This is a genomic window from Nocardia sp. NPDC004654 (assembly GCF_040609595.1).
In the GTDB taxonomy this organism is placed as follows: domain Bacteria; phylum Actinomycetota; class Actinomycetes; order Mycobacteriales; family Mycobacteriaceae; genus Nocardia.
In genome coordinates this window covers 287,708-312,647 of sequence record NZ_JBEXKI010000006.1, presented here as the reverse complement: position 1 = coordinate 312,647, position 24,940 = coordinate 287,708, and the positions used below count along the sequence as shown (strand labels likewise).

The 24,940-nt window shown below is 67.7% G+C and carries 25 protein-coding genes and 1 tRNA gene; 11 read left to right on the top strand and 15 right to left on the bottom strand.

Annotation, left to right across the window (positions count from 1 at the left end; genetic code table 11):
* The first annotated feature begins 54 nt into the window (after nt 1–54).
* Both ABZV58_RS21950 and ABZV58_RS21945 read left to right on the top strand, forming a co-directional pair.
* Nucleotides 55–1,533 (top strand): amino acid permease, encoded by a 1,479-nt coding sequence (locus ABZV58_RS21950; RefSeq protein ID WP_355001999.1) that lies wholly within the window; start codon nt 55–57, stop codon nt 1,531–1,533.
* A gap of 127 nt (nt 1,534–1,660) precedes the next feature.
* Nucleotides 1,661–1,734 (top strand) — tRNA-Leu (locus ABZV58_RS21945).
* Between the two features lie 164 nt (nt 1,735–1,898).
* Here ABZV58_RS21945 and ABZV58_RS21940 read toward each other — a convergent pair.
* Both ABZV58_RS21940 and ABZV58_RS21935 read right to left on the bottom strand, forming a co-directional pair.
* The gene (locus tag ABZV58_RS21940) at nt 1,899–3,965 is read right to left on the bottom strand and encodes a hypothetical protein (protein WP_355001998.1); all 2,067 of its coding nucleotides are present in this window, start codon (nt 3,963–3,965) and stop codon (nt 1,899–1,901) included.
* A complete protein-coding gene (locus tag ABZV58_RS21935) occupies nt 3,962–4,837 on the bottom strand; it encodes a 5'-methylthioadenosine/S-adenosylhomocysteine nucleosidase (RefSeq protein WP_355001997.1) in 876 nt (291 codons plus the stop codon). Before ABZV58_RS21935 ends, ABZV58_RS21940 begins: the two co-directional genes overlap by 4 nt.
* A 118-nt stretch (nt 4,838–4,955) precedes the next feature.
* On the opposite strand from ABZV58_RS21935, the gene ABZV58_RS21930 reads away from it, so the two are divergent.
* The 3 genes from ABZV58_RS21930 to ABZV58_RS21920 all read left to right on the top strand — a co-directional run bounded on the left by ABZV58_RS21930 (nt 4,956) and on the right by ABZV58_RS21920 (nt 8,245).
* A complete protein-coding gene (locus tag ABZV58_RS21930) occupies nt 4,956–5,672 on the top strand; it encodes an NUDIX domain-containing protein (RefSeq protein WP_355001996.1) in 717 nt (238 codons plus the stop codon).
* A 408-nt stretch (nt 5,673–6,080) separates the two neighbouring features.
* A complete protein-coding gene (locus ABZV58_RS21925) occupies nt 6,081–7,352 on the top strand; it encodes a serine hydrolase (RefSeq protein ID WP_355001995.1) in 1,272 nt (423 codons plus the stop codon).
* A gap of 179 nt (nt 7,353–7,531) precedes the next feature.
* Nucleotides 7,532–8,245 carry a DsbA family oxidoreductase gene (locus ABZV58_RS21920; protein WP_355001994.1) on the top strand — a complete coding sequence of 238 codons (714 nt, stop codon included), beginning with the start codon at nt 7,532–7,534 and terminating at the stop codon, nt 8,243–8,245.
* 22 nt (nt 8,246–8,267) lie between these two features.
* On the opposite strand, the gene ABZV58_RS21915 is transcribed toward ABZV58_RS21920, so the two are convergent.
* From ABZV58_RS21915 to ABZV58_RS21905, 3 genes are read right to left on the bottom strand one after another with little or no spacing between them, the layout of a single operon-like run.
* Nucleotides 8,268–9,491 (bottom strand): MFS transporter, encoded by a 1,224-nt coding sequence (locus ABZV58_RS21915; RefSeq protein ID WP_355001993.1) that lies wholly within the window; start codon nt 9,489–9,491, stop codon nt 8,268–8,270.
* The gene (locus ABZV58_RS21910) at nt 9,491–10,132 is read right to left on the bottom strand and encodes a GntR family transcriptional regulator (RefSeq protein ID WP_355001992.1); all 642 of its coding nucleotides are present in this window, start codon (nt 10,130–10,132) and stop codon (nt 9,491–9,493) included. The genes ABZV58_RS21915 and ABZV58_RS21910 overlap by 1 nt, the downstream gene beginning before the upstream one ends.
* Before the next feature lie 49 nt (nt 10,133–10,181).
* The gene (locus ABZV58_RS21905; RefSeq protein WP_355001991.1) at nt 10,182–10,412 is read right to left on the bottom strand and encodes a DUF6480 family protein; all 231 of its coding nucleotides are present in this window, start codon (nt 10,410–10,412) and stop codon (nt 10,182–10,184) included.
* A 344-nt stretch (nt 10,413–10,756) separates the two neighbouring features.
* On the opposite strand from ABZV58_RS21905, the gene ABZV58_RS21900 reads away from it, so the two are divergent.
* Both ABZV58_RS21900 and ABZV58_RS21895 read left to right on the top strand, forming a co-directional pair.
* On the top strand, nt 10,757–11,224 hold the full coding sequence (locus tag ABZV58_RS21900) for a hypothetical protein (RefSeq protein ID WP_355001990.1): 468 nt from the start codon (nt 10,757–10,759) through the stop codon (nt 11,222–11,224).
* A gap of 106 nt (nt 11,225–11,330) precedes the next feature.
* Complete coding sequence (locus ABZV58_RS21895) at nt 11,331–11,648, top strand: hypothetical protein (RefSeq protein ID WP_355001989.1); 318 nt, start codon at nt 11,331–11,333, stop codon at nt 11,646–11,648.
* A 9-nt stretch (nt 11,649–11,657) separates the two neighbouring features.
* Here ABZV58_RS21895 and ABZV58_RS21890 read toward each other — a convergent pair whose 3' ends face one another.
* The 4 genes from ABZV58_RS21890 to ABZV58_RS21875 form a co-directional block, all read right to left on the bottom strand.
* Nucleotides 11,658–12,191 carry a hypothetical protein gene (locus ABZV58_RS21890; protein ID WP_355001988.1) on the bottom strand — a complete coding sequence of 178 codons (534 nt, stop codon included), beginning with the start codon at nt 12,189–12,191 and terminating at the stop codon, nt 11,658–11,660.
* Nucleotides 12,192–12,377: 186 nt separating this feature from the next.
* Nucleotides 12,378–12,995, bottom strand: coding sequence for a DUF305 domain-containing protein (locus ABZV58_RS21885; protein WP_355001987.1), 618 nt, complete (start codon nt 12,993–12,995; stop codon nt 12,378–12,380).
* A gap of 89 nt (nt 12,996–13,084) precedes the next feature.
* Nucleotides 13,085–13,663, bottom strand: a complete 579-nt coding sequence (locus tag ABZV58_RS21880; RefSeq protein WP_355001986.1) for a DUF6153 family protein — start codon at nt 13,661–13,663, stop codon at nt 13,085–13,087.
* A 91-nt stretch (nt 13,664–13,754) separates the two neighbouring features.
* Nucleotides 13,755–14,333, bottom strand: a complete 579-nt coding sequence (locus ABZV58_RS21875) for a hypothetical protein (protein ID WP_355001985.1) — start codon at nt 14,331–14,333, stop codon at nt 13,755–13,757.
* Between the two features lie 464 nt (nt 14,334–14,797).
* Here ABZV58_RS21875 and ABZV58_RS21870 point away from each other — a divergent pair, with 464 nt between their 5' ends.
* The gene (locus ABZV58_RS21870) at nt 14,798–15,949 is read left to right on the top strand and encodes a methyltransferase (protein WP_355001984.1); all 1,152 of its coding nucleotides are present in this window, start codon (nt 14,798–14,800) and stop codon (nt 15,947–15,949) included.
* Nucleotides 15,950–16,076: 127 nt separating this feature from the next.
* Nucleotides 16,077–16,937, top strand: coding sequence for a Bax inhibitor-1/YccA family protein (locus tag ABZV58_RS21865; RefSeq protein WP_355001983.1), 861 nt, complete (start codon nt 16,077–16,079; stop codon nt 16,935–16,937).
* A gap of 133 nt (nt 16,938–17,070) precedes the next feature.
* Here the strand turns inward: ABZV58_RS21865 and ABZV58_RS21860 are convergent, their stop codons facing one another.
* From ABZV58_RS21860 to ABZV58_RS21850, 3 genes are read right to left on the bottom strand one after another with little or no spacing between them, the layout of a single operon-like run.
* A complete protein-coding gene (locus ABZV58_RS21860) occupies nt 17,071–18,291 on the bottom strand; it encodes an acetyl-CoA C-acetyltransferase (protein WP_355001982.1) in 1,221 nt (406 codons plus the stop codon).
* A 43-nt stretch (nt 18,292–18,334) separates the two neighbouring features.
* Entirely contained in the window at nt 18,335–19,327 is a 993-nt protein-coding gene (locus ABZV58_RS21855; protein WP_355001981.1) for an SGNH/GDSL hydrolase family protein, read from the bottom strand.
* Nucleotides 19,328–19,379: 52 nt separating this feature from the next.
* Nucleotides 19,380–19,835, bottom strand: coding sequence for a hypothetical protein (locus ABZV58_RS21850; protein ID WP_355001980.1), 456 nt, complete (start codon nt 19,833–19,835; stop codon nt 19,380–19,382).
* A gap of 265 nt (nt 19,836–20,100) precedes the next feature.
* Here ABZV58_RS21850 and ABZV58_RS21845 point away from each other — a divergent pair, with 265 nt between their 5' ends.
* Nucleotides 20,101–21,489 (top strand): cystathionine beta-synthase, encoded by a 1,389-nt coding sequence (locus ABZV58_RS21845; RefSeq protein ID WP_355001979.1) that lies wholly within the window; start codon nt 20,101–20,103, stop codon nt 21,487–21,489.
* A gap of 59 nt (nt 21,490–21,548) precedes the next feature.
* On the opposite strand, the gene ABZV58_RS21840 is transcribed toward ABZV58_RS21845, so the two are convergent.
* Nucleotides 21,549–21,989, bottom strand: coding sequence for a hypothetical protein (locus tag ABZV58_RS21840; RefSeq protein WP_355001978.1), 441 nt, complete (start codon nt 21,987–21,989; stop codon nt 21,549–21,551).
* Here ABZV58_RS21840 and ABZV58_RS21835 point away from each other — a divergent pair.
* On the top strand, nt 21,982–23,079 hold the full coding sequence (locus tag ABZV58_RS21835; RefSeq protein WP_355001977.1) for a hypothetical protein: 1,098 nt from the start codon (nt 21,982–21,984) through the stop codon (nt 23,077–23,079). The two genes, ABZV58_RS21840 and ABZV58_RS21835, sit on opposite strands and share 8 nt — an antisense overlap.
* Nucleotides 23,080–23,263: 184 nt before the next feature.
* On the opposite strand, the gene ABZV58_RS21830 is transcribed toward ABZV58_RS21835, so the two are convergent.
* Both ABZV58_RS21830 and ABZV58_RS21825 read right to left on the bottom strand, forming a co-directional pair.
* Nucleotides 23,264–23,632, bottom strand: coding sequence for a DUF6401 family natural product biosynthesis protein (locus ABZV58_RS21830; RefSeq protein ID WP_355001976.1), 369 nt, complete (start codon nt 23,630–23,632; stop codon nt 23,264–23,266).
* Nucleotides 23,633–23,733: 101 nt separating this feature from the next.
* Nucleotides 23,734–24,912: an acyl-CoA dehydrogenase family protein gene (locus ABZV58_RS21825; protein ID WP_355001975.1), complete on the bottom strand. Its 1,179-nt coding sequence runs from the start codon at nt 24,910–24,912 to the stop codon at nt 23,734–23,736.
* Between the last annotated feature and the right edge of the window lie 28 nt (nt 24,913–24,940).

Here is a 24,940-nt window from a genome sequence, read left to right as displayed (position 1 = left end):
CCGGCGGCACCCGGCAACCCCGGCGTCCTGCCTCATCATGTTTAAGGAGAACACGTGGCGATTTCGAGCTCGTCTCGGCGAGATGGCCTATTCCGAACCAAATCCGTCGAGCAATCGATTCGCGATACCGACGAGCCAGACTCGAAACTACGCAAAGATCTGACCGCCTGGGACCTCACCATCTTCGGTGTCGCCGTCGTCGTCGGCGCGGGCATCTTCACCCTCACCGCTCGCACCGCGGGAAACGTTGCGGGACCGTCGGTTTCGCTGGCCTTCGTGTTCGCCGCCATCGCGTGCGGCCTCACCGCGCTGTGCTACGCCGAGTTCGCCTCCACCGTGCCGGTGGCGGGCAGCGCCTACACCTACTCCTACGCCACTTTCGGTGAGCTCGCCGCGTGGATCATCGGCTGGGACCTGATCCTCGAGTTCGCGCTCGCGGCCGCGGTGGTGGCCAAGGGCTGGTCGCAGTACCTCGGGCAGGTGATGGGTACCGGGCCCGCGGTCGTGGACCTCGGGCCGGTCACCTTCGACTGGGGCGCGGTCAGCCTGATCACGGTGCTCGGCGTGCTGCTCGCCGTCGGCACCAAGCTGTCGTCCAGGGTGTCGGCGATCGCGGTCGCGATCAAGCTCGGCGTCATCGCCGTGGTGCTCGTCGTCGGCGTGACCTACTTCGACAAGTCGAACCTCTCGCCCTACATCCCGCCGTCCGAGTCGGGCGCGGGCGGCGAGGGCATCCGCCAGTCGCTGTTCTCCTTCCTGACCGGCGCCGGCAACAGCAACTTCGGCTGGTACGGCCTGCTCGCGGCGGCCAGCCTGGTGTTCTTCGCGTTCATCGGGTTCGACGTGGTCGCCACCACCGCGGAAGAGACCAAGGACCCGCAGCGCAACGTGCCGCGCGGCATCCTCGGCTCGCTGCTGATCGTCACGGTGCTCTACGTCGCCGTCTCGCTGGTGCTCACCGGCATGGTTCCCTACACCGAACTGTCCGGCGATGACGCGACGCTGGCGACGGCTTTCGCGCTGCACGGCGCGGACTGGGCGAAGAACATCATCTCCATCGGCGCGCTCGCCGGCCTGACCACCGTCGTCATGGTGATGTACCTGGGGCAGACCCGCGTGCTGTTCGCCATGGCGCGCGACGGGCTGCTGCCCAAGCCGCTCGCGCACACCGGGTCCAAGGGCACGCCCGTCCGGCTGACCGTCATCGTCGGCGTGGCCTGCGCGGTGCTCGCCGGTTTCGTGGACTTCGGCACCCTGGAGGAAATGGTCAACATCGGCACGCTGTTCGCCTTCGTGCTGGTCTCGCTCGGCGTGCTCGTCCTGCGTCGCACCCGCCCCGACCTGCCGCGCGGCTTCCGCGTCCCGCTGGTGCCGCTCGTCCCGATCCTCGGTGTGCTGTCCTGCCTGTGGCTCATGCTCAACCTCTCGGTCGAGACCTGGCTGCGCTTCATCGTCTGGATGCTCCTCGGCTTCGTGGTCTACTTCGCCTACAGCCGCAGGAACTCCGTACTCGGCAAGAGTCTCGCCGAATAACCCGATCGCCGTGCCCCGCCCATTCAGCGGGGCACGGCGTATCCTGAACCCCCGCCGATCCCACAACCCGAGACCCGCCGCGCCACCAATTCCGGTACAGCCGTACGAGTCGGTAGGCTGACCACACGCCCCTATAGCCCAATTGGCAGAGGCAGTGGACTTAAAATCCATTCAGTGTCGGTTCGAGTCCGACTGGGGGCACTCGATAACCGCTGGTAGGTCGATTCCCTTAGCTCACGGGATTCAAGCCGCCAGCATGATGGAACCCTCGAAGCCCGACCGGCGAGGAATCAACGTTTGCCGTTATTCGCGCGGGATGTTCCGAACGCGCTGCCGCTGACGAGAAGGCCCGCCCGCCGCCGAAATCACGCAGAGAACAGTGTCAGATCATCCGGGTTCGTCTGGCCGGAGTTCCTCTGTGTTCCCGCCTCGTCATCGGGAAGCGGTCTGGTGCACCAGTTTCGTGCCCATCGCTGTTTGCGCTCGCGGTCACGGGTGATCCAGTCCTTGCCCTCGGTGGCCACCGCTTCCAGTACTTTTAGGGCACTGTCGAACCCGGCGGTCGGGACGGAGCCCACGTCTTCTGGATCGTTCCATTCGGGTGGTTCGGTGCCTGTCGCTCGGCCGCTTTCCCGAACTTCGGCGATGCAGGTGCCGTTGAGCAGGATCAGCCGGAAGACCCTGCCTGCGCGGCTGTCCATCGATGGTCGGCCGTCGGCCCGGAAGGTGCGGACACCCTTCTCTGCGACCGAGGCCGAAGCCACCGCATCGTAGGTGCACATCTGGTGTTGCTCGTTGCGCACGTCGCCGTTGGCAAGGTGCAGATAGGTTCGTGTAGTTCGCATTCCGTACCTGGTCAGCAGGAAGATGTAGACCAGATACGCCTCGTACCGCGGCGGCCCTCCGGTGATCCTGCTCCTTCGTGCGAAGGGAGCCCTCTCGGTCAGCACGACATAGGTGACCAGGTCTCGCTCACGCAGATCCGCTCGTTTCAGTGCCTCGTTCTTCAGATGTGCCTTGTCCAGGGCCAGCCAGCGCTGCATCTCTGGGTCACTGGGCCGGTCGGCCAGGACCTGGAGCCATTCGTGATAGTGCGCCCACTCGTCGGCGAACACCGCCTCGTCGTCCTGAGCGAGCAGACGCTGCGTCCGGGGCACGGAGGCGATCCGGGCGATGCCGCTGATCCCCCACCAGCCTCCGATAGCGAGCAAGAACGCCCCGATCTCGCCGACGAGGATCAATATCGCTAGGACGACTACCCAGACGATTACTCCGAGAGCTCGGAGGTTCGATGCCCGCTGTGCCTCGGCTGGTTGCGCCGCGGGGTGGGCGTTTCCTTGACAAAATCGCCGGACATGCCACCGGACCAGCCATTTCACCTCGCTCGGGTGGCATTGGTAGCCGTACTGCTGTTGTAACCTGCTCTTGAGATATCCGCGATAGCCTGCGGTGATTTCCCACAGGCGGGGGTCCTCCCGTTCTCGGAAACACTGGTCGACCATATTGTCGAACCTTGTTTCCTGCTGGTAGGGCTGCAGCTGGTGGCGTGCCAACAGGCTGTGGACATGCCGGTCATGGGTCTGCCACTCGATCATGCAACGCACCGTCAAGCAGCCCCCCGCCAAGAGGAGGGCTGCGCCTATCACGCCACTTGCTGTGACCTCACCGATCAGTATGGTCACGACCGCGAAAACCATTGCGACCGAACCGAGGGCAGCATTGCGCCAGTCGGTGGCACTGGCCGGATCCGGTGTCGTCACCCACCTCTCCGGATGGCGAGGGTGGGCTTCGAAAAACTTCCATGCCCGCCCGACACGGTCGCCGCTCATCCGTTCGGCAGCGACCTGGTGCTTTCGCCGAGCCGTGAGCCACTCCTGCACAGCACCGTTGAGAATGAGGCTTAGGTGCGTTTCGATCTCGTCCTGCCGATCCGCGCTCAGGTCGCCGAACATCTTCAGTGCTGTCGCGAGGTCGTCGTCGACGGCGCCCGCACCGAATTCTGCGTGGGCGTAACGCAGCAGCTGGTCGACAACCTCGAGTGCTTCCTGCCACTCGTCGCGGGACTGTCGCGCCGCCGCGTTGATGGCGTTGTGGATCTCATCCGAGAGTGTAGAAGTGATCTCGATGAACGACCGGTCGCTGAGTACCGATAGGACGTAAAAGTAGGAGCGTTCGGTAGTGGCATGGCCGTTGCGGTGCAGGGTGCGCAGGATTTCTTCGGCTCGTCGAGGGTTGCCGCCCGCGAGGAATTCCTTTGCCACCGTGTGCATGCGGTCCGGTGAATCGTCGGAAGAGGTTTGGTAGATCACCGCATTGTGGACCACGTCGTTGAATTGGGCACCGACCTGATGCTCCACGTGCGCGTGGTCGTTTACGTTGAGGTGGTTGTGCACCGATACGTGGGGCGGTGCAGCGCTGTGGCCGCCAATCATCTTGGCAACCCGTTGAATTGCACACCGATCTGCTCGCCGACCTGCGCATTGCCGCTTACCGTCATCGTATTGTGGATCGGCGGCAAGGACGAAGCCTGCGGTGCAGAAGCGGCTGTCGTCGAGTCAGGTTGTGGTTCGAGGGAAACCGCCAGCGCAATAGCGAACGCAGCGGCGTTCCGAGCGGCGATGAGCTGACCGCCGATCCGGTCCTTGCTCGCCTTCGTGCCGTCGGCAAGGTCGCTGATTCCACGAATGACCACGGCAGGCACCTGGTCGGCGAGGGCCGCAGCATGCGCGAATCCCGATCCTTCCATCTCCACGGCGACCGCGTCGTTGAAAGACCTACGAATGCGATGGGCGAGCTCGGATGTCGCGGAGTCCAGCACCACGTCCCCCGCCGCGATCGGCGCGAAAGCAACGTCTGGTTCGTCCGCGCGTGCATGCTCGGGCAGCCAGTCGCGCCAAGCATGGGCCCGGCACAGCCGCCGAGCCTTCTGGTCAAGCCGGTGCGAAAGCTCCCAGGACCGCGGCCGCACCAGGAACTCCTCATCTTCGCTGCGCCCACCCTGATAGGAGTGGACTTTGGTCGCCACGACCACATCACCGATATCCAGCTTGCCGCGCAGGCCACCGGCTATGCCGACGAACATCATGACAGCAGGCGAGAACTCGGCTTGGGCGCGTTCGGTCAGCGCCGCTGCGGTGGTGGTGCCCGCGCCGGTGACTCCCACCGCCACTCGATGCCCGGGATGCCCGGCGATAGTGCCGACATCGAACAAGGTGCCCTTGTCGTGCTCGTGCACGGTGGTGTCGACTAGATGCTCCAACACGGCGTCCTGCTCGATGTTCAGAGCGGTCAGAATCACGATCATTGCTCTCCCCAACTTGATCGAAAACGGAGGATCACACGAGACCTCCGTTTACTGACGCTATCCGCCGGAGGAGTTTACGTCAATAGGACGTAAACTGTCGATGGAGAGGAGATACGCTATGGCCGAACGCAACTGGTGTGCGACCGAAGTCGCTCTCGCGGTGGACCTCGCAATACTGACCGTGCGGGATGACACCCTCCAGATCCTGATGGTGGAACGGGGAACCGAGCCGTGGCAGGGGTTGCTGGCACTGCCGGGTGGATTCCTTGACGACAACCGCGAGGACCTGGACGCGGCGGCTGAACGAGAACTGGCCGAAGAGACCGGCCTGCAGCTGGGCCACGTTCATCTCGAGCAACTCCGCACCTATGGCTCACCGACCCGGGATCCGCGCAGGCGCGTGGTGACGGTCTGCTACCTCGCCTTCATCCCCGACCTTCCAACTCCCGTAGCAGGCGGCGACGCGCAAGCCGCGGCATGGGTGTCCGTCGACTCAGTGCTGAACCCAGCCACCGAGCTGGCCTTCGACCACAAGCGGATCGTCGCCGACGCTGTCGAGCGCACCCGAAGCAAACTCGAATACACAACGCTCGCCACCCGATTCTGTCCACAAGAGTTCACCATCACGGAACTCCGCAAGGTGTACGAGATCGTCTGGGGCCAGGCTCTCGACCAAAGGAATTTCCACCGCAAGATCACTGCTGCAGAGGGCGCGTTGATCCCCGCCGGTAAACGGACCACCCGCAACGGAGGCCGCCCCGCCAGCCTATACCGCCCTGGCCCCGTATCCATCCTGCACCCGGCGATACCGCGCGTAGTTTCCGAATCCGCGTGATCGGTGCCGACCGCGTACTGGAGGTCACCGACAGGCAGCCCAGTCCGGAGAGTCCCCGGGCGTCGATACCTCGATGAGCGATCGTTGGATGCCGACAGGTTGAGTACCGATCGGGTGAGCGGTGTCAACGGCTCGGCCCAGACAGCTCATAGCGTGCGTCAATTGCATTCTGTGTCGATGCTGTTCGTGCCGCCTGGGGGCACCGCAGCCACCGCATTCGCCGCGGCGCATCGGAGCCGATCGGTTGCCCATGGAAGTTTCGCCCAAGGAATTCGGGGCGCTGAGCAGGGGTGTTTTCGCGTAACGGGGTTCGGTGGACGCCGATGTCACAACCGGATCTCGGGGAGCGAAAGGCGGGCCATGCGGATTTCCCTGAAAAGTGTTGTGGCACTGGCTATCACATTCGGAATGGGAGTGGTAGCCGGTGGTTTCGGTGGCACTGCCGCGGCGGAGCCCGGCGGGTTGAAGTACTGCGCGGTGAGTCAGGGGCGGCAGTTTCAGACGGCGACGCCCGAGGAGGTCGGACTGGACTCGGCGGCGTTGGGCCGGGCGATCGCGGCGGCCGATTCGCCGAATCGGCTGAATTTCAAGGTATTTCGGAACAATTGTCTGATCGCCTCGGGGCCGCGGAACGGGCGGACCGGTGCGGTGCCGTGGAATCTGTGGAGTGCGACCAAGAGCGTGGTTTCGCTGGTCGCGGGCGTCGCCGTGGACGAAGGGCTGCTACGGCTCGACGACCCCATCGACAACTATCTGCCGCCCGGCCTCGGCGATGCGGAACATCGGGCGATCCTCGTTCGGAATCTGCTCACCGAGTCCTCGGGCATCGATGTCGCGGTGGTGTCCGAAGGGGTGACCGGGCTGGTGGAGCTCGATCCCAACGTGGTTGCCCAGGCCTTGGCGATGCCGATCGAGCATCCGCAAGGCACGAAGTGGCAGTACAGCCAGCGGGCCGTCGATCTCATCGCCTACGTGGTACAGCAGGCGGTCGGCGAGGATTTCCAAGCCTACGCGCAGCGTAAACTCTTCGACCCGTTGGGCATTCGGTCCAGCGACTATTACTGGGCCCGCGACCGGAGCGGAAACACCTACGGCTACGCGCATCTGGTGATGGCGCCCGACGATTTCGCGAAACTCGGTCTGCTGGTCGCCGATCGGGGAAATTGGGGTAGCACTCGGGTCGTCTCGGCGGATTACCTGGCGAAGGCTTCGATGCCTTCGCCGTCGCACGAGTGCTACGGCTTCTTGATCGTGGTCAACGGCCCCGGATGCGCGCCGGAATTCCCCGCTTTACCGACCGACGCGGTGAAGATGAGCGGCATGATGCGCCAGGACAACTACATCGTCCCGAGCCTGAACTTGCTGGTCAGCTGGACCGGGTTGACCACCCCCGGCGAGGTCGGCTTCGCGTACGACGTGCTGCGCGCTGTCGCAGGTGCTTTCCAGGAACCGCCGCTGCCCGACCCCGGACCGTACGTCCCGCTGCCCGACGTCAGCATCACCGACCCGATGATGACCAACCCGGACGCCACCCTCGCCGCACTCGGACTGGGTCCCTACGCCTACCCGGGCTGCGACCCGGTCACCTGCCTGGGGAAGCCGTTGCCGCCGCCGTTCGCCGACTGGCCCGCGGGGTGCTTCATCGTCGGCTGCGTTACGCCCACGCCCGGTCGGCGGTAGAAGTCGGCCGACAACGCGACCGTTGGCCTCGAGCCGTCGCGCAGCCCGAGTGGGCGGGATCCAGGCGCGATCTCCGGGGTTGGTCTTGCCGTGACCACCGGCACTCGGCGGCGGGGGAACACCGCCGATTGCCGCGGCGTTGCGCCTGACCGAGGCTGACGACGAAAGCGAGGACGACCGTGCGGGTCGAGATCTGGACCGATATCAACTGCCCGTTCTGCTACCTGGGCAAGGCGCGGTTCGAGCGGGCGCTGGCGGAGTTTCCGCAGCGCGACGAGGTCGAGGTGGTGCACCGCTCGTTCGAGTTGGATCCGACGTTGCCCGCGGGCGAGACCGGTCCCGTCGTCGCGAAGATCGCGCGTAAGTACGGCATCAGCGAGGCGCAGGCCGCCGCCAACGAACGCGGCATCGGCGCACAAGCCGCGGAACTGGGCCTGCCGTATCTGACCGAGGGCCGCGACTACGGCAACTCCTTCGACATGCACCGTCTCCTGCACTTCGCGCTGGCCAAGGGCCGCCAGGACGAGCTGCTCGATGCCCTCTATCGCGCCAACTTCGCCGAAGCGGCGTCCCTGTTCGGCGATGCCGAGCGACTGGTCCGGATCGCCGTCGCGACGGGATTCGACGAAGCCGAGGTTCGTGGCGTGCTCGCCGATCCCACCGCCTACGCCGACGCCGTCCGCGCCGACGAACACGAGGCGGCTCGGCTCGGCGCCACCGGTGTGCCGTTCTTCGTGTTCGACAACAAGTACGGAGTGTCGGGCGCGCAACCGTCGGCGGTTTTCGCGCAGGCGCTGGAGCGCGCATGGGCCGATCGCGAACCGGCGTTGCAGATTGTGGGTGACGCGGAGGCGTGCGGTCCCGAGGGATGCGCGGTGCCTGCTCGGGAGTGAATCTTCCGAAGCGGCTCGGTGATCAGCTGCTGCGGTAGTTGCGCAACACGAGTGCCAAGCACCCCGCCGCCGCAACCGCGAGCCCGGCGTACATCGACGGATAACTCCACTCCACGTTCTGATGCAGGAACGAAAGCGCCGCGGGCACACCGAATCCCACGTAACTGACCGAGTAGAAGACCGCCGTGAGCCCCGCGAGGTCATCCGGCCGGGCAATGCGCTCGATCTCCTGCAACCCGGCGACGAGTCCGATCCCATATCCCGCACCGAGAACGGCGGCGGTGCAGATGGTCGCGCCGAGCGTGAGAACACCGGAAGCCCATGTCGCGGCGAGCATTCCGCAGGTGACCAACGAAAGCCCGACCGCTGCGGCGCGCGCGGTGCCGGGGCGGTCGATGCGCCGAGCCACCGACTGGATCGCGAATCCGCAACCCAGCGTGATGACGGTGATCAACGCCGAGAACGCGATGGGCGCGCCACTCACGTGCGGCAGCATCAAGGTCGGCATCACCGCGTAAGCCGTTGCCGCGGAGGTGAACAACCACAATGCCGCGGGCACGGCGATGCACAGGAACCGGCGGTGGCCCGCGGCGGGGATCTTCAGATCGTCGATGAGCCGCTTCGAATCATACTGAGACAGAACCGTTTCCGGCGCACGCGACATCCAAGCGGCGGCGAGAACGCACAGCGCCGCATTGATCAGATAGGTGAGCGAGCCGGGCAGCGGCCCCCACTGCGCGAGCACCCCGGCTGCACCCGCTCCGACGGCGAACCCGCCGGTCAAGCTCATCGCCGATCGTCGCGCACCGGTTCCCGCGGGCACCACCGGCCCATGCGGCGGCTGGGAAAGCTCCTTGAGCCAGCTGCTGCCCACCGCCATCGCCAGGCCCAGCGCGACACCGCACAGCACCCGTCCCGCCGCGAGCGCGGGCACCGAATCGGAGCCGACGGCCAGCAGCAAGGAGCCGCCGGCCGCGATCAGCGGCGCGGGCAGCATGAGGCGACGGCGGCCGTAGCGGTCGGAAAGCGGGCCGCCGATCAGCAGCGCGGGGACGATGCCGAGGACGTAGTAGAAGAGCAGCAGGTCCACCGTCGTCAGCGGAAGGCCGTGGCTCTTGTACATGACCAGCAGCGGAGTGAACTCGTTCCCGCCCCAGGCGATGGCGAACACGGCGGCGGCGACGCCCCACCACCGTCTGGTCGAGGTGGGAGATTCGGTGGGACGTAGAGCGGTCAGGGTCGCCATCACAGGCCCCGTAGTTCCAGCTGGTGCACACCGGCGAGGTGTTCGACCAGCGCCGTGGCGAAACCGTCGACGTCACCGCCGATCAGGAGCTCCGTGAGGCGGACGTGCTGGTCGATGATCCGGTCGATGTCGAGCCGACCGCGGCGCAGGGCGACGCTGTTCATCCGGCGCTGCCGCTCCCGGAGCGAGTCGTAGAAGCCGGTCAGCAGCGGATTGCCCGCCGCGACGACGTAGCTGCGGTGGAAGTCGGTGTCCTCGACGGCGAAAGAGTCCAGGTCGCGACCCGCGGCGAGGACGCGTTGCCGATCCAGCGAAGCGCGCAACGACGCCTCCACGGCGCCGGGGCCGGTCGCCACCAGCGTGCGAACGGCCGCGGTCTCGACGACGTACCTGGCGTGCGCGACATGCTCGGCTTCGTCGGGCGGTATCGGCACCACCAGCGCGCCGCGCTTGGGGTAGAGCCGCATCCACCCCTCGGTCTCCAGCCGGAGAAACGCCTCGCGGACAGGCGTGCGCGAGGTGCCGAGCGCGGTGGCGATCTCGCCCTCGCTGATCAGCTCGCCACCGGGCAGCGCACCCGACAGGATGCGCTCTTTCACCTCGCGATAGGCGTGCTCGGCCGATGAGTACGTCTTAGACACAAGTTGTATCTTAGGTACGCACGCGGCGCACCTGACCGGCCGCCCCTGGTCAGATCAGCGACACGATTATCGCGATGGCGACCACGGCGAAAACGACCACCAAGGCGATCGTGACCGCCATCGCGGCCACACCCGTTCCGGGGAACCGGTGCCTGGTGCGCGGCTCCGGTGCGGAGAGGCCTGAGGTCTGTGCCGTTTCCGGCGGGGTCGAGCCGGGTGCGACGCCGCCGCCGGGTTCCAGATCGGGGGTGCGCGCGGGATCGGGGTCCATTGCCGACATGGGAATCACTTCCCGTCGTTGCCGGGGGTTTCCGGCGACTCGGGTCGCCGTCCGGACATCTTTCGATAGAGGACCACCGCGCCGACGAGCACGGCGATCCCGATGATCACCAGTAGCTCCATGTCCGCCGGTTACCCGCGATCGCATCCGCCAATCACGTCGCAGGGCGTTGTGGGATCTCCAGGGCGGCGCGCGCCGCACTGGTGATTTCCCCAGCGATCGCCGAACGCGTTGCCGGGGCCCGACCCGCGCAGCGAATATCGAAAGGGATCGCGATGTGGCGGGACGATGTCGCCGCGATCGATTCCACAAGCCTGCCGATCCGTGGAAGGTGGATGGCGACGATGACATTGCGGCAGACCTTCGTGACCTATCGGGAGATGTACCGATTCCCCGTCGCGATCATGGGCACCCAGGTGGTCCTGCGGGTGGGCGTTGCGGGGGTCGTGACGATGCCCGAGCCGCTAGGCGCGCGCCTCCAGACCTTGTTGCAGCCCGCGCAGCACGCCGGGCCCGTGTTCGTCGACCCGGACACCGGCCGGTGGGTCTTCCTCACCGCGGGCATCCCCACCGGCGAGCAGGCGCACCGGCCCGTGCTCGCCGAGGCCGACGTGCGGATCGTGGAGTGGGGTGAACAGGTCGCGCTGCCGCTGCTCAGCGAAGCCAGTCGGCCCACCTCGGACGAGCGCCGCTGGCTGTGGCCGCCAGGCTACGAGCTGCCACAGCCGGGTCCGTTTCTCAACGAATTGATCGGCGCTGTATCGAGATTCGGTCACCACGGTGACCTGCGTGGTCGCGCGCTAGCTGGCTGAGCGACCACCCTGCGCCGAAGTGGTTGTCATGCGGACAGTTTCGGCGCGAGAAGGCTGGGCATCCAGCCAGCGACACTATCGATCCGCTGAACGAGGTGGTCGCATCATGGCATCCGACGGAGCGTGGGAGATTCCCCCGCTCGACGACGCACCGGATATCGCTCGCACGGCCGAACCGCGACCCGGGGAGACGATGGCCGACGCCAGGAACGGGGTCGGTCTCGTGCTGGTCGGGGTTGGGTTGTTCACCGTGGTCGTCACCATCGCCATCGCGGCCCTCGGCGCGGAGGGATGGGCGTTGTTCGCGGCCGTCGTCGCGGGCGCCGCGTTGCTGGCGGGTACGGGGTTGCTCTTGTTCGAGCGGCGGAATCGGCTTGCGCAACAACAACGTTCGAGCTACGAGCAGCAGCCTGCGGCGTGGTGAGGGGGCGGATCAGTGGGCTCGGCAGACCTCGCGTGCGGCGTTCTTGGTCCCGTTGAACTGGTCGATGGCGTCGTTGAGCGTGTCGACGTCGACGCGGCGTTCGAGTAGATCGGCGAGGTTGTTGGTGTCGTCGCGGTAGGAGCGCAGGCTGCTCGCGACGTCCGGGGGCACGTCCCTGGTCAACTTCTGGTCTACGTTGCGCGCGTTGGTACGCAAGGTGTTCACGGCGTCGTTGGCCTTGGCCTCCGCGTCGGGCGCGTTGTTGTTGCTGGCGTCGATGTAGGCGTTGAACGAGTCCACCGAGCTCTCGTTCGCGGCGGCGAAGGCGTCGCAGGCCGCCCCTGCCGCGCGTTCGGCGGCGGCGGCCCGCGACGAGGACGCGGCGGCCGAGGAGGCGGCGACTTCGGAGGTGTACGCGGCCAACTCGGTCTGGTTGACCTGGGGATTGCCGGTGACCTGCGTGGAGCAGGCGCCGATGAGGATGATGCCGCTCGCGGTCGCCGCCGCTGCGGCGGCCAGGCTCGCGCGTTCCAGTCGTCGCATGTCCGTTCGCCTTCCCCTCGGTGCGTCCAGCCGCGGACGAGACCGGACCTTACGACGTTACTGTGCGCGACCGGGCCGAACAGCTGGCCGTGCGATATCGATGGCCAACCGATATCGCAGGGGCCGAACCGGTCCGACCGGTCCGCATCGCACCCGGGTCGGCGGCGATGCGGACCGGTCGCACGGTCAGTTCTGGTCGAGCATGGCGCGCATGGTGGCGATCTCCGCTTCCTGCGCGGCGATCACGGTGCGGGCCAGCGCCTGGGCGTCGGGATTGACGCCGTCGGCCAGTTCGGTCTTCGCCATATCGATCGCGCCGGTGTGGTGTTCGATCATCATTTCCAGCCACATCTCGTCGAACGCGGGGCCGGAAGCGGCCTGCAGCGCGGTCATCTGCTCGGCCGACATCATCCCCGGCATGCCGTGACCCTCATGCCCGCCGCCCGCGGTCGGCGCGGGCTTGCCGAAGCTCTGCAATAGGGCACTGATCTGCTCCATCTCGGGCGCCTGCGCCTTCTCGACCTCCGCGGCCAAGGCGCGCAGCTGCGGGTTCTCGGTGTGGCCGGGCACCAGCTTCGCCATCTCGACCGCCTGCGCGTGGTGCGGGTACATCATCTGCAGGAACGTCACATCGGCGTTGTCGAAATCGGTCCGGGCGGCGGAGGTGGCCGCCGCGGTGGTGCTCGACGACGCGCCGTGGTCGGTGCCGGACGTCGAATCGGAATCGTCGCCGCATCCGGCGGCGAACAGCAGGGCGGCCGACGCGACGGCGGCGATCGTGATGCGGGTACGGGTGATGAACATGGTCGAACTCCTTGGGAATTGCGAAAAGCACGGTTTACGAGGGCAGGACGGAACCACGGCCGTGGTTGATCACGGACGCGGTGGACCTGTCAGATCCGCAGAATCGACAATTCGGCCAGGGACAACACGGTCCAGGGCGGTGGGCGTTCACGTCTGGGCCGCCGGTGCCGCGGCTTCGGGCCACCCACGAGGTGATCGCCCGCGATCCGGTACAGCAGAACGAGCAGGACCGCCAGGGCGAGCGCGGTCAGGATGAAGACGCAGGCGTGCAGACCGGCGTGGCCGTCGCCGCACTCGGCGCACCCGGGTTGGGCGGCGGCGCCCGCCGAAGATTCGCTCCGGGCAACCGCGTGGGCCTGGTCGGCGGACCCGGAACGGTGGTCGCTGTCAGAGATCCGCGCGGCGGGGGGCGGGGCAATGGGGGCGGTCGAGGTGGCGGCACCGTGGTGCGCCGAGCCGGAGGCAGCATGGCGGGCCGGTGTGGAGGCAACGGCGGCGGCAGACGCGACCGCAGGCGATCCGGCTGCCGCACTGGTCGAGTGGTGCATGGCAGCGGCGGGGGTGGTGAAGATGCCGACGTGCATGGCCGCGATTCCTGCGATGAGGGCGACCACACCCAGCAGCCGGGTGAACCCGGATGCCTGCTTGGCGGCGTGCGGCGCGGTCACATCGAACAGGGTAGCGGGCGACCGGAGAAGTTACCTGTACCCCCTGTGCGTATGGGTGAGTCGCCGCTGCTCGTATCCGCTTTCCGGCGATTCAGGACGTGGCGATGTCGATCACAAGGCGGGTCGGATCGGACAGCGTGGTGACCGAGAAGGCAGGGCGATCGGCGTTGACCCCGATGAAGGATTGGGTCGTGCCCTCGAAGACAGTGGTGCGGTAGACGCCCGCGATGCCCGGGGCGCTCGGGTCGGTGGCGGGATCGGGGCCGGAGTAGGGGGTGACGCCGCTGTCGAAGGGGTAGGCCGATCCGGTGATCTGGACTTCGAGCACGGACTGTCCGGCCACCTCGAGGACGTTGCCGCTGCCGTCCTGCACCGCCTGATCGGTGTACTGCACGATCCAGCCGGGGGTTCCGGTGCCGCCGAGGTCGTAGACGACGCGGTCGAAGCCGGAATGGTGGCCGATGCGCAGATCGGTGACGGTGAGCGCGGCATTGCCGGACGGGGTGCCGCGCTTGGGACCCGCGTCGCCCGGCGGCTGCACGGGCGCCTCGACGAGCGAGCCGGTCGTCGTCGGCGGCGGAGTCGAGGTGGCCGAGACCGATTCGCCGTCGTCACAGCCCGCGATCAGGGCCGCCGTGACGGCGACCGCCAACACCATCCTGTTGCGCATGGGGCTGATGCTACGCAGCGGCTTCGCCGGATCGGGGGACAATGACGGACCTGGCGTGTGCCCTCCGCGTGTCGCGCGGATTGCTTGTTCGGACGGTGACGACGGAGCCGCCCGGTCCCTACCGCAGCGGCCGGGTGGCCGGTCCCGGCCGGGACAATTGTCGGGAACGTTCAGGATGGTTGCGCGCGGACAGCGGCACGTCGCAGCCGCATGGCCCCGGGTGATCGGTTGCTGGGCAGTAGTTTTGGAGCGCGAACCTGGCTCGGCACCGGAGCTCCGGATACTTGCCGCCGGTAAAGGTCTCTTTCCCGTCGCGTGTCCGCAGCCCGCGTCGCACCCGACCCTGCGCGAGTTTCCTTGCGACACAGGGTCTCGTACCGAGCCACGAGCCGCGGTGCGACACCGGAATCTCTATTTGCCGGGCCGCGCGCGACTATGCGGCAACGATCTAGCACACTTGACGTGTGGACGATCTCGAGGACGTGTTTGGCCGACTGCGGCGGTATCCGGATGTGGAGGCGCTGAACCTCTATGCCGTCGATGCCGCTGACCGGTTGATCCTCGACGCGGCCGCGGACGCGATCGAGACAGCCGGTAGCGGAAAGATAGCCGTTATCGGTGACAACTACGGCGCGCTGACGCTCGGCGCGATCGCCAGGCACGACCTGCGCGAGGTCCGGGTGCACCAAGATCTGCTCACCGGCGAGCTGGCGCTGGCCAACAACGCCCGCACGCTCGGCCTGGCCGACCGCTATACCGCGCACGCGCTCACCGAGGAACTGCTGAGCGGCGTCGAAGTGGTGCTGCTCCGGCTGCCCAGGGTGCTCGCGGGTCTCGCGGAGGTGGCCGACGCGATCGCGCGATACGCCGCCCCCGGGGTGAGCGTGATCGCGGGCGGGCGCGACAAGTATCTGACCAAGTCGATGAACGACGTACTCGCCGAGTCGTTTTCGACCGTCCTGGCCAGCCGGGGCAGGCAGAAGTCGCGCACGCTTCTCGTCGAGGGTCCGAAACCCGTTGGCGACCCGCGGTTTCCGGTGCGCGAATGCCTCGACGAGGTCGGCATCGAAGTCGTCGCCCACGGCGCGGCGTTCTCGGGTCCGCGTCTGGACATCGGAACCAGATTCCTGTTGCAGCACCTGAAGTGGATGAAGCCGGACGCCCGCGACGCCATCGACCTCGGCTGCGGCACCGGCATCCTCGCGGTGGCGCTCGCCAAGGCGCGCCCGGCGCTGCGGGTGGTCGGCACGGATCAGTCGGCTGCCGCGGTGGCCTCGGCGCGGGCGACGGCATCGGCCAACGAGGTCGCCGACCGGGTGACGGTGGTGCGCGACGACGCGATGTCCTCGGCCGCCGACAACAGCGCCGATCTCGTGCTGTGCAACCCGCCGTTCCACGTCGGCGCGGCGGTGCACACCGGCTCGGCCATCAAGATGTTCGCCGAAACCGGTCGCGTGCTGCGCCCCGGCGGCGAACTCTGGACGGTGTACAACACCCATCTCAACTATCGCGGTGTGGTCGAGCGGATGGTCGGGCGCACCGAGGTGATCGGCCGAAACCGGAAGTTCACGGTGACACGGTCGGTGCGTGGCTTGCACGACGTCCGGCAACGGTAGAGTCCGAATTGTCCGCCTCGGCGAACGGCTCGGGAACTCGACGCGAGTGCCGAACGTTGGACCAGGCAGTTGGATATCGAGCGACGGCTCGGCAGACAGCGGCAACGACTCCAGAAAGGCACTCACGGTGCGCACCACAAGCAATCCGGTCTTCAAGAATCTGCCCAAGCAAGAGGGCGGCGGCTACGCCAACTTCGGTTCGGGTGTAGCGGGTGCCGGGCAGTTCGGGCAGCAGTTCGGTAACCAGTACCCCAACCAGTACCAGCAGCAGCCCTATCAGCAGGCCCCGCCCACCCACCGGGCCATGACGATCGACGACGTGGTGACCAAGACCGGCATCACGCTGGGCGTGCTCGCCCTGTCGGCGATCATCGCTTACGGCCTCACCACGGCCAACACCAGCCTCGCGCCGCTGTTCGTCATCGTCGGCGGTCTGGTCGGCCTGGTGCTCGTGCTGATCGCCAGCTTCGCCAACAAGATGGACAACCCGGCGATCGTGCTGGGTTACGCGGTCGCCGAGGGCTTGTTCCTGGGTGCGCTGTCGTTCATGTTCACCGACATCACCTTCGGTGGTGCGGGCGGTAGCACGCTGATCGTGCAGGCCGTGCTGGGCACCTTCGGTGTGTTCGCGGGCATGCTCGTCGTCTACAAGACGGGCGCGATCCGCGTGACGCCGCGATTCACCCGCATGATCGTCGGCGCTCTCATCGGCGTCGTCGTGCTCATGCTCGGCAACCTGATCGCGAGCTTCTTCATCGACGGCGGCCTCGGCCTGCGCGACGGTGGCCCGCTCGCCATCGTGTTCAGCCTGGTCTGCATCGCGATCGCCGCGTTCAGCTTCCTGCTCGACTTCGACGCCGCCGATCAGCTGATCCGCGCGCAGGCGCCGGAGAAGGCGGCCTGGGGCGTGGCGCTCGGCCTGACCGTCACGCTGGTCTGGCTCTACGTCGAGATCTTGCGACTGCTGAGCTACTTCCAGAACGACTGACGACCGGCCGCGGGCTGAATCCGCGGCCTCACCGACTGAGGCCGTCCAGCCTGACGGCTGCGGTCGAAATGCAAACAAAGGGCGGCCACCGGGTAAACCCGGTGGCCGCCCTTGTCGTCGGCGAAACGAACTATCAGCTCAGCCGCTCGATGACCATCGCCATACCCTGGCCGCCACCGACGCACATGGTCTCCACACCGAACTGCTTGTCGTAGGTCTGGAGGTTGTTGAGGAGCGTGGTGGTGATGCGGGCGCCGGTCATGCCGAACGGGTGGCCGAGGGCGATGGCGCCGCCGGAGACGTTCAGCTTGTCCTCGTCGATCTTCAGCTCACGAGCCGAGCCGAGCACCTGCACGGCGAAGGCCTCGTTGATCTCGAACAGGTCGATGTCGCCGACCGTCTTGCCCGCAAGCGCCAGCGCGCGCTTGACGGCCTCGATCGGGCCGAGGCCCATGATCTCCGGCGACAGGCCCGAGACGCCGGTGGACACGATGCGCGCCAGCGGGGTCAGGCCGAGTTCCTTGGCCTTGGTGTCGCTCATGATGACCAGCGCGGCGGCGCCGTCGTTGAGCGGACAACAGTTACCGGCGGTGATGGTGCCGTCGGGACGGAAGACCGGCTTCAGCTGGGAGACGGCTTCGTAGGTGACGCCGGCGCGCGGGCCGTCGTCGGTGGAGACCACGGTGCCGTCCGGCAGCGTGATCGGGGTGATCTCGCGCTCGAAGAAGCCGTTCTTGATGGCCTCCTCCGCGCGGTTCTGCGAGCGCACGCCCCAGCGGTCCTGGTCCTCGCGGCTGATGCCGGTGGAGGTGGCGACGTTCTCGGCGGTCTGGCCCATCGCGATGTAGGCGTCGGGGATCAGGCCGTCCTCGCGCGGGTCGTGCCACACGCCCGCGCCGCCCTCGGCGGTCTTCGCGGTCCGGGCCTGCGCCTCGTCGAACAGCGGGTTCTGGGTGTTCGGCCAGCTGTCGGCCGAGCCGCTGACGTAGCGCGAGACGGTCTCGACGCCCGCGGAGATGAATACGTCGCCCTCGCCCGCCTTGATGGCGTGGAAGGCCATCCGGGTGGACTGCAGCGAGGAAGCGCAGTAGCGGTGCACGGTGGTGCCGGGGAGGGTGTCGAATCCCAGCTGCACCGCGACGATGCGAGCGATGTTGAAGCCCTGCTCGCCGCCCGGGGAGCCGCAGCCCAGGATCAGGTCATCGATCTGGGTCGGGTCGAGCGCAGGAACCTTGTCGAGCGCCGCGCGCACGATCTGGGTGGTCAGGTCGTCGGGCCGCATGTCGACCAGCGAACCCTTGCGGGCCCGGCCGATGGGGGAGCGGGCGGTCGAAACGATAACTGCCTCTGGCATGAGGGCTCCTTCGTACTTGCTGCTCAGTTTTGTACTGGCACCTCTATGTGTACCGAACCTGTCGAGCGCCGGGAACGTCGCCCCGGCCATTGCGCGCTTCGGCGTCGTCCGCTGCGACCGCGCCGGATTTCTGGGCAACCAGCCCGCGCAGCCGGGCCGCGAGTCCGCGGCGCAGGCCGTGCGCGCCACGGTCGGTGTTCAGCCCCCGCTGTTCCAGGGCCGCGAGCAGCGCGGGAAGCACCCGCGCCGCGGCGAGTTCGTAGCCGGCGGCCGAGGGATGGAAGCCGTCGGCGGAGAACATCTGCTCGGGCGCGGTGCGAAATTCCCGGCCCAGCTCGCCCAGCGCTACCGGGTGTCCGCCCGCGGCGATGGTGACCGCGAACTGCGCCCTGGCCAGTCGCACGCTCCAGTTCCACACGATGGTGCGCAGCGGCTGCGGAATCGCGGACACCGTCCCCAGATCGGGACAGGTGCCGACCACGACGACGCTGCCCGACAGGTGCAGCCGGGCCACCGCGGCGCCGAGCCTGCGCGCCGAGGCGCTGATGGAGTGCTTCTTGGTGATGTCGTTGGCGCCGATGAAGATCACCGCGGCGTCCGGCGGCGGTCCCGCCACGAACATGGCGTCCACCTGTCCGGCGAGACCTTTGGAGGTGGCGCCGGAGATCGCCTTGGTGCTCAACCGGATTCGTTTCCCGCTGGCCTCGGCGAGCGCGCGGGCGATGCGCACGCCGGGCACGCCGTCGGCGGTCAGGCAGCCGACACCGGCCGCGGTGGAGTCGCCGAAGATCATCAGGTGCAGGTCGGCGTGCTTGCCGGTACGCCACGGCTCGGGCGCGACGCAACCCGCGGTGTAGATGCCGTCCGCCTCCGGCGGCTTGGAGGTGTCGCGGCCGATCACGCCGCGCGCGGCGCCGGCCTGCGCCATGAGCAGCCGATACGCGGCCCACGACGCGGTGCCCGCCCCGGAACCCGCGAGCAACGTCGCAGCACCGGTGACGACGGCCGTTCGCCAGCTGATCCGAGGTGCTCCCACGCCCGAAATTTTACGGGCTCGGCGCGACGAAGTCGGGAGGCCGAGTAACGCCTCAGATCACGTCGAACGTGCCGCGCGCGGGAATGCTCAGCGCATCGGTGGTGACGGTGACTTCGATGCGGCCCGGGCCGGTGTCCTGGAACAGCGCGTACTGGATGCTGCCGTAGATACCGGTGACCACCGTGTTCTCGTAGGCGCCGGTCGCACCGGTGTTCAGGTTGCGCCATGCCACGGTGGTGCGCACCTCGCACAGCGGCGCGAGCGGGTACAGGCCGGGCCCGATACCCGCGACCGGCAGCGCGCGGACGTTGAGAATGGCGCGGCCCGGCCACTCGGGGCTGGTGTCGGCCCATGTCTGAATGGTGGTCCAGCAGAGTCCGCCGTGCGCCGTGGTCGGCACGGGCGGGAACGACACCGTGCCCGCGCTTGCCTGCGCGGTCCCGATCAGCGCGGCCGTCGCCGTCGCGGCGAGGACGGTTGCGGCGCGAGCGATAGTGGGCTGCCTCATGTTTCCCGATCTTAAGGGCGCTCGGCCGACCATGTGGCGTGTCGCCGAGGGGACGCTCCGGGCTCACGTGCGCGAACTCACAGTGTTTCCTATCCCCGGCGTTCCCGGGCCCCTGCGTGGTCACGCTGCGCTACCGCCTCCGGGACCGTCGCTCATGCCGCGGTGTTGGTTTGGGCGGCATTCCCGGGCCCCTGCGTGGTCACGCTGCGCTGCCGCCTCCGGGACCGTCGCTCATGCCGCTGGGGCCTTCTGCAACGATAGGGCTATGCGCATCGCGGATCACGTCGTGGACCTCATCGGCAACACGCCCCTGGTCCGGTTGAACAATGTCGTCGGCCCGACCGACGGGCTCGTGGCGGCCAAGATCGAATATCTGAACCCGGGCGGCAGTGCCAAGGACCGCATCGCGGTGAAGATGATCGACGCCGCCGAACAGGCGGGGCTGCTGAAGCCGGGCGGAACCATTGTCGAGCCAACCTCCGGCAACACCGGCGTCGGACTGGCGCTCGTCGCGCAGCAGCGCGGCTACAAGTGCGTGTTCGTCTGCCCGGACAAGGTCTCCGAGGACAAGCGCAACGTGCTGCGCGCGTACGGCGCCGAGGTCGTGGTCTGCCCGACCGCCGTGCCGCCGGACCACCCGGACAGCTACTACAGCGTCTCCGACCGCCTGGTCCGCGAGATCGACGGCGCGTGGAAGCCGGATCAGTACTCCAACCCCGGCGGCCCCCAGAGCCACTACGAGACCACCGGCCCGGAGATCTGGCGCGACACCGAAGGCAAGGTCACCCACTTCGTCGCGGGCGTCGGAACCGGCGGCACCATCACCGGCGCCGGTCGCTACCTCAAGGAGGTTTCCGGCGGCAAGGTCAAGGTCATCGGCGCCGACCCGGAGGGTTCGGTCTACTCCGGCGGCACCGGCCGTCCGTATCTGGTGGAGGGCGTCGGCGAGGACTTCTGGCCGTCGGCGTACGACCCCGCCGTGCCGGACGAGATCATCGCGGTCTCCGACGCCGATTCCTTCGACATGACCCGCAGGCTGGCCCGCGAGGAGGGTCTACTGGTCGGTGGCTCCTGCGGCATGGCCGTCGTCGCCGCCATCGAGGTGGCGCGGCGCGACCCGGACGCGGTCGTCGTCGTGCTGCTGCCGGACGGCGGTCGCGGCTACCTCTCCAAGATCTTCAACGACCGTTGGATGAGCTCCTACGGCTTCCTGCGCACCCGCCTCGACGGCAGCCCCGAGCCGCTGGTCGGCGACGTGCTGCGCGGCAAGTCCGGCGAGCTGCCCGATCTGGTGCACACTCACCCGTCGGAGACGGTGCGCGACGCCATCGAGATCCTGCGCGAGTACGGCGTCTCCCAGATGCCGGTCGTCGGTGCGGAGCCGCCGGTGATGGCCGGTGAGGTCGCGGGCAGCGTCACCGAACGCGACCTGCTCTCCGCGGTCTTCGAAGGACGCGCGCAGCTCACCGATTCGGTGGCCGAGCACATGAGCCCGTCGTTCCCGCTGATCGGTTCCGGCGAGCTCATCTCCGCCGCGACCAAGGCGCTGTCGGACACCGACGCGCTGATGGTCGTCGAGGACGGCAAGCCGGTCGGCGTCATCACCCGCCACGACCTGCTCGGCTTCCTGAGCACCGGCCGCATCGGTCACTGACCAGCCACGCCGCGCACGCAGTCCGGGGGCTGTGCGCTCGGTGTTACCGCTAGGCCGTGTCACGAAGTCCGGCCGGTGCGCCGGATGGGACTTCGAGACAGGGCCTGGTCCGCGGTGACGAGGGCCTCGGCGTCCGTGCCCGTATGGTCGGCGTCGGTGCCCGTATGGTCGGCTTCGTCGCGATTTCGCCGTGACGCGAAATTTTCTGGTGCGCAGTCCATTTCGCGCGGCCCATGGGCTTCGATCAGCCCTCGGCGGCGAGTTCGGCCGCGGCGTGTGCGCGCCTGCTCGAGAGCTATGTCGAAACGGGCAATTTCTTCGCAAATTCGGGATTTCCGCCGATTTTCAGGGGTATAACCGGCCTGGAAAGTCGCCTCGGCAATCGCCCTGGCGTAATCGGATAGCGAAGGGAAGGGCGCGGTGTATACCTCCAGTTTGGCTATCGATTTCCAGCAAGGGTTTTCGGACGCGTGGAGTTCCATCGCGACGTTCGTGCCCAAGCTCGCGGGCTTCCTCGTCATCCTGCTGATCGGCTGGATCGTCGCGAAGGCGGTGGCGACGATCGTCGACAAAGTGCTGGAGCGGGTCGGTTTCGATCGACTCGTCGAGCGCGGCGGGGTGAGAAAGATGCTCGAGCGCAGTAAATACGACGCGTCGGACCTGCTCGCCAAGCTCGCCTACTACGCGATCCTGCTGATCGCGCTGCAACTCGGGTTCGGTGTGTTCGGGCCGAATCCGGTCAGCGACTTGCTCGACGGCATCGTGTCCTGGCTGCCCAAGGCCGCGGTCGCGATCGTCATCATCGTCGTCGCGGGCGCCATCGCGCACGCGGTCCGCGAACTGGTCACCAATGCCCTCGGCGGCCTGTCCTACGGCCGCATGCTCGGCACGTTGGCCTCGGTGTTCGTCTGGGGTGTCGGCATCATCGCGGCGCTGAACCAGATCGGCGTCGCCACCACGGTCACCACGCCCATCCTGATCGCCGTGCTCGCCACCATCGGCGGCATCCTGGTGGTCGGTGTCGGCGGCGGTCTCGTCCGGCCGATGCAGCGGCGCTGGGACAGCTGGCTGCGCAACCTCGAGCAGGAGGTGCCGGCGATGCGCGGCCATGCGGAGGCGTACCAGCGCGGCCGCGAGGACGCGTCCCGCGAACAGCAGTGGGCGACTCAGCCCGCGAGTGCTCAGCAGTTGGCGCCGGAGGAGGCCATGGCGGGCGGGCGCCAGCAGGGTTACCCGCAGCAGCAGGGCGGTTACGTCGAGGGCCAGGGCGCGGGGTACGGCCAGGGTCCCGGCGGCTACCCGCAGGGTGGTCAGGGTGGTGCCTATCCGCAGGGCGGGCAGCGCGGCGGATATCCCGAGGGCGGTGGTTACCGCGAGGGCGGCAGGCACGGCTACCCGGAGGGCGGTCAGGGGGGCGCCTATCCGCAGCAGGGTGGTCAGGGTGGCGCCTATCCACAGCAGGGCGGCCAGGGCGGCGGCTATCCGCAGGGTGGTCAGGGTGGCACGTATCCGCAGGGTGGCCAGGGCGGCTACCCGCAGGGCGGCAGCGAGTACACCGAGTACGGCGGGGAATCGCCCGAGCCGCGGTAAATGCTGGAAATCGAGACGTCCGCCCCGGGTCCGCCCGGGGCGGACGTTCGTTCTGTGGGTCTCAGCCGGGGGCCGCGATTGCCCGTCGCCGAAGGTGTGCCTAGCGTGGGCCGCGATGGACCGAGCTGGTCAGGTGGCGAAGTAGCCCGGTGTCGCCGAGTTCGACGTGCTGAGGCGACAACGCCTATCGGGGAGGCTGGTTACCCGCGAATTGGCAGACGCCCGCGAGTCGCATCTGCAACCAGTCGGCCTGGACCCAGCCCGAGGCGTCCACGGGCGCGTCGCTCGTCATGGGCGCGGCGTCCGGCTCGCCGACATGGTCGAGCAACCCGCGGACGTATCCGGCGAGCAGCACCTCGGCGGGCACCGAGGAAGCGTCGTCGACGCCGAAGTCGAGGATGTCGCGGACGGCGGCGGCGTGCTGATCGAGCGCCGCCGAGACCGCGGGAAATTCCGCGGCGGCGGTACGCGCCGGCGCCCCGTGCGTCGTGTGCAGGCGGTTCAGCATTCGGCGCGCCGACACTTCGAGCAGCGCGGGTCCAAGCAAAAACACCCGGCAATGCTAGCAATCGGCGGAGGTATATCAAAATGTGATATTCGACTAATTGCCGATCGACGCACGGTAATTGATCCAGCAAATTACTCGCGTGTAATTCAGCGGAACGCGTTGGCGTCGGTGAGCGCCTTGCCGAGCACGAGCTGGTGCACCTCCGCGGTCCCTTCGTAGGTGAGCACCGACTCGAGGTTGTTGGCGTGCCGCAGCACCGGGTAGTCGAGGGTGATGCCGTTGGCGCCGAGGATGGTGCGGCACTCGCGCGCGATGGCGATGGCCTCCCGCGTGCTGTTCAGCTTGCCCGCGCTGATCTGCTCGGCGCTGATCTCGCCGCGATCCTTGAGCCGGCCGAGGTGCACCGCGAGCAGCTGGCCCTTGCCGAGTTCCAGCGCCATGTCGGCGAGCTTGCCCTGGGTGAGCTGGTAGCCGGCCAGCGGCTTGTCGAACACCTCGCGGGACCTCGCGTAGTCGATAGCGGCGCTGAGGCAGTCGCGGGCCGCGCCGAGTGCGCCGAAGATGATGCCGAAGCGGGCCTCGCTCAGGCAGGCCAGCGGCGAGCTCAGTCCGCTCGATTCCGGAAGCACGGCGTCGGCGGGCAGCCGCACGTCGTCGAAGTCGAGTTCGGCGGTGATCGACGCGCGCAGCGAGAGCTTGCGGTGCATCTCGCGCGCGGTGAAGCCGGGCGTTCCCGCGGGCACCAGGAAACCGCGCACCACGGGCTTGGCGTCGCCGTTTTCGGCGTAGGCCCAGACCACCGCGACATCGGCCACCGAGCCGTTGGTGATCCACATCTTCGATCCGTTGAGCACCCAGTCGTCGCCGTCGCGCTTGGCCCTGGTGCGCATGCCGCCGGGGTTGGAGCCGAAGTCGGGTTCGGTCAGTCCGAAACAACCGAGCGCGGCGCCCGCGGCCATATCCGGCAGCCATCGCTGCTTCTGCTCCTCGGAGCCGAACTTGTGGATCGCGGTCATCGCCAGCGAGCCCTGCACCGACACCATGCTGCGCACGCCGGAATCGACCGCCTCCAGTTCCTGGCAGGCCAGGCCGTAGGCCGTCGCCGACATCCCGGCGCATCCGTAGCCCTCGAGGTGCATGCCGAGCAGGCCGAGTTTGCCCAGTTCCGGGGCGATTTCGCGAGCCGGGAAGGTGCCCGCCTCGAACCAGTCGGCGATGTGCGGGCGCAGCCGCTGCGCCGCGAAGGCCGCGACGGTGTCCCGGATTTCGCGCTCCTCCGCGGAGAGCAGGGCATCGATCGCGAACAGTTCTTCGACAGTAACCATGGTCTCAGCGTAATTGGCCGCCGTGGCG

Coding starts and splice junctions, on each gene's coding strand:
- ABZV58_RS21860 (WP_355001982.1), bottom strand. CDS start 18,291: ATGCCAGAGGCAGTTATCGTTTCGACCGCCCGCTCCCCCATCGGCCGG.
- ABZV58_RS21925 (WP_355001995.1), top strand. CDS start 6,081: ATGGGAGTGGTAGCCGGTGGTTTCGGTGGCACTGCCGCGGCGGAGCCC.
- ABZV58_RS21900 (WP_355001990.1), top strand. CDS start 10,757: ATGACATTGCGGCAGACCTTCGTGACCTATCGGGAGATGTACCGATTC.
- ABZV58_RS21850 (WP_355001980.1), bottom strand. CDS start 19,835: ATGAGGCAGCCCACTATCGCTCGCGCCGCAACCGTCCTCGCCGCGACG.
- ABZV58_RS21845 (WP_355001979.1), top strand. CDS start 20,101: ATGCGCATCGCGGATCACGTCGTGGACCTCATCGGCAACACGCCCCTG.
- ABZV58_RS21890 (WP_355001988.1), bottom strand. CDS start 12,191: ATGCGACGACTGGAACGCGCGAGCCTGGCCGCCGCAGCGGCGGCGACC.
- ABZV58_RS21905 (WP_355001991.1), bottom strand. CDS start 10,412: ATGTCGGCAATGGACCCCGATCCCGCGCGCACCCCCGATCTGGAACCC.
- ABZV58_RS21935 (WP_355001997.1), bottom strand. CDS start 4,837: ATGATCGTGATTCTGACCGCTCTGAACATCGAGCAGGACGCCGTGTTG.
- ABZV58_RS21940 (WP_355001998.1), bottom strand. CDS start 3,965: ATGATTGGCGGCCACAGCGCTGCACCGCCCCACGTATCGGTGCACAAC.
- ABZV58_RS21895 (WP_355001989.1), top strand. CDS start 11,331: ATGGCATCCGACGGAGCGTGGGAGATTCCCCCGCTCGACGACGCACCG.
- ABZV58_RS21930 (WP_355001996.1), top strand. CDS start 4,956: ATGGCCGAACGCAACTGGTGTGCGACCGAAGTCGCTCTCGCGGTGGAC.
- ABZV58_RS21825 (WP_355001975.1), bottom strand. CDS start 24,912: ATGGTTACTGTCGAAGAACTGTTCGCGATCGATGCCCTGCTCTCCGCG.
- ABZV58_RS21875 (WP_355001985.1), bottom strand. CDS start 14,333: ATGCGCAACAGGATGGTGTTGGCGGTCGCCGTCACGGCGGCCCTGATC.
- ABZV58_RS21915 (WP_355001993.1), bottom strand. CDS start 9,491: ATGGCGACCCTGACCGCTCTACGTCCCACCGAATCTCCCACCTCGACC.
- ABZV58_RS21885 (WP_355001987.1), bottom strand. CDS start 12,995: ATGTTCATCACCCGTACCCGCATCACGATCGCCGCCGTCGCGTCGGCC.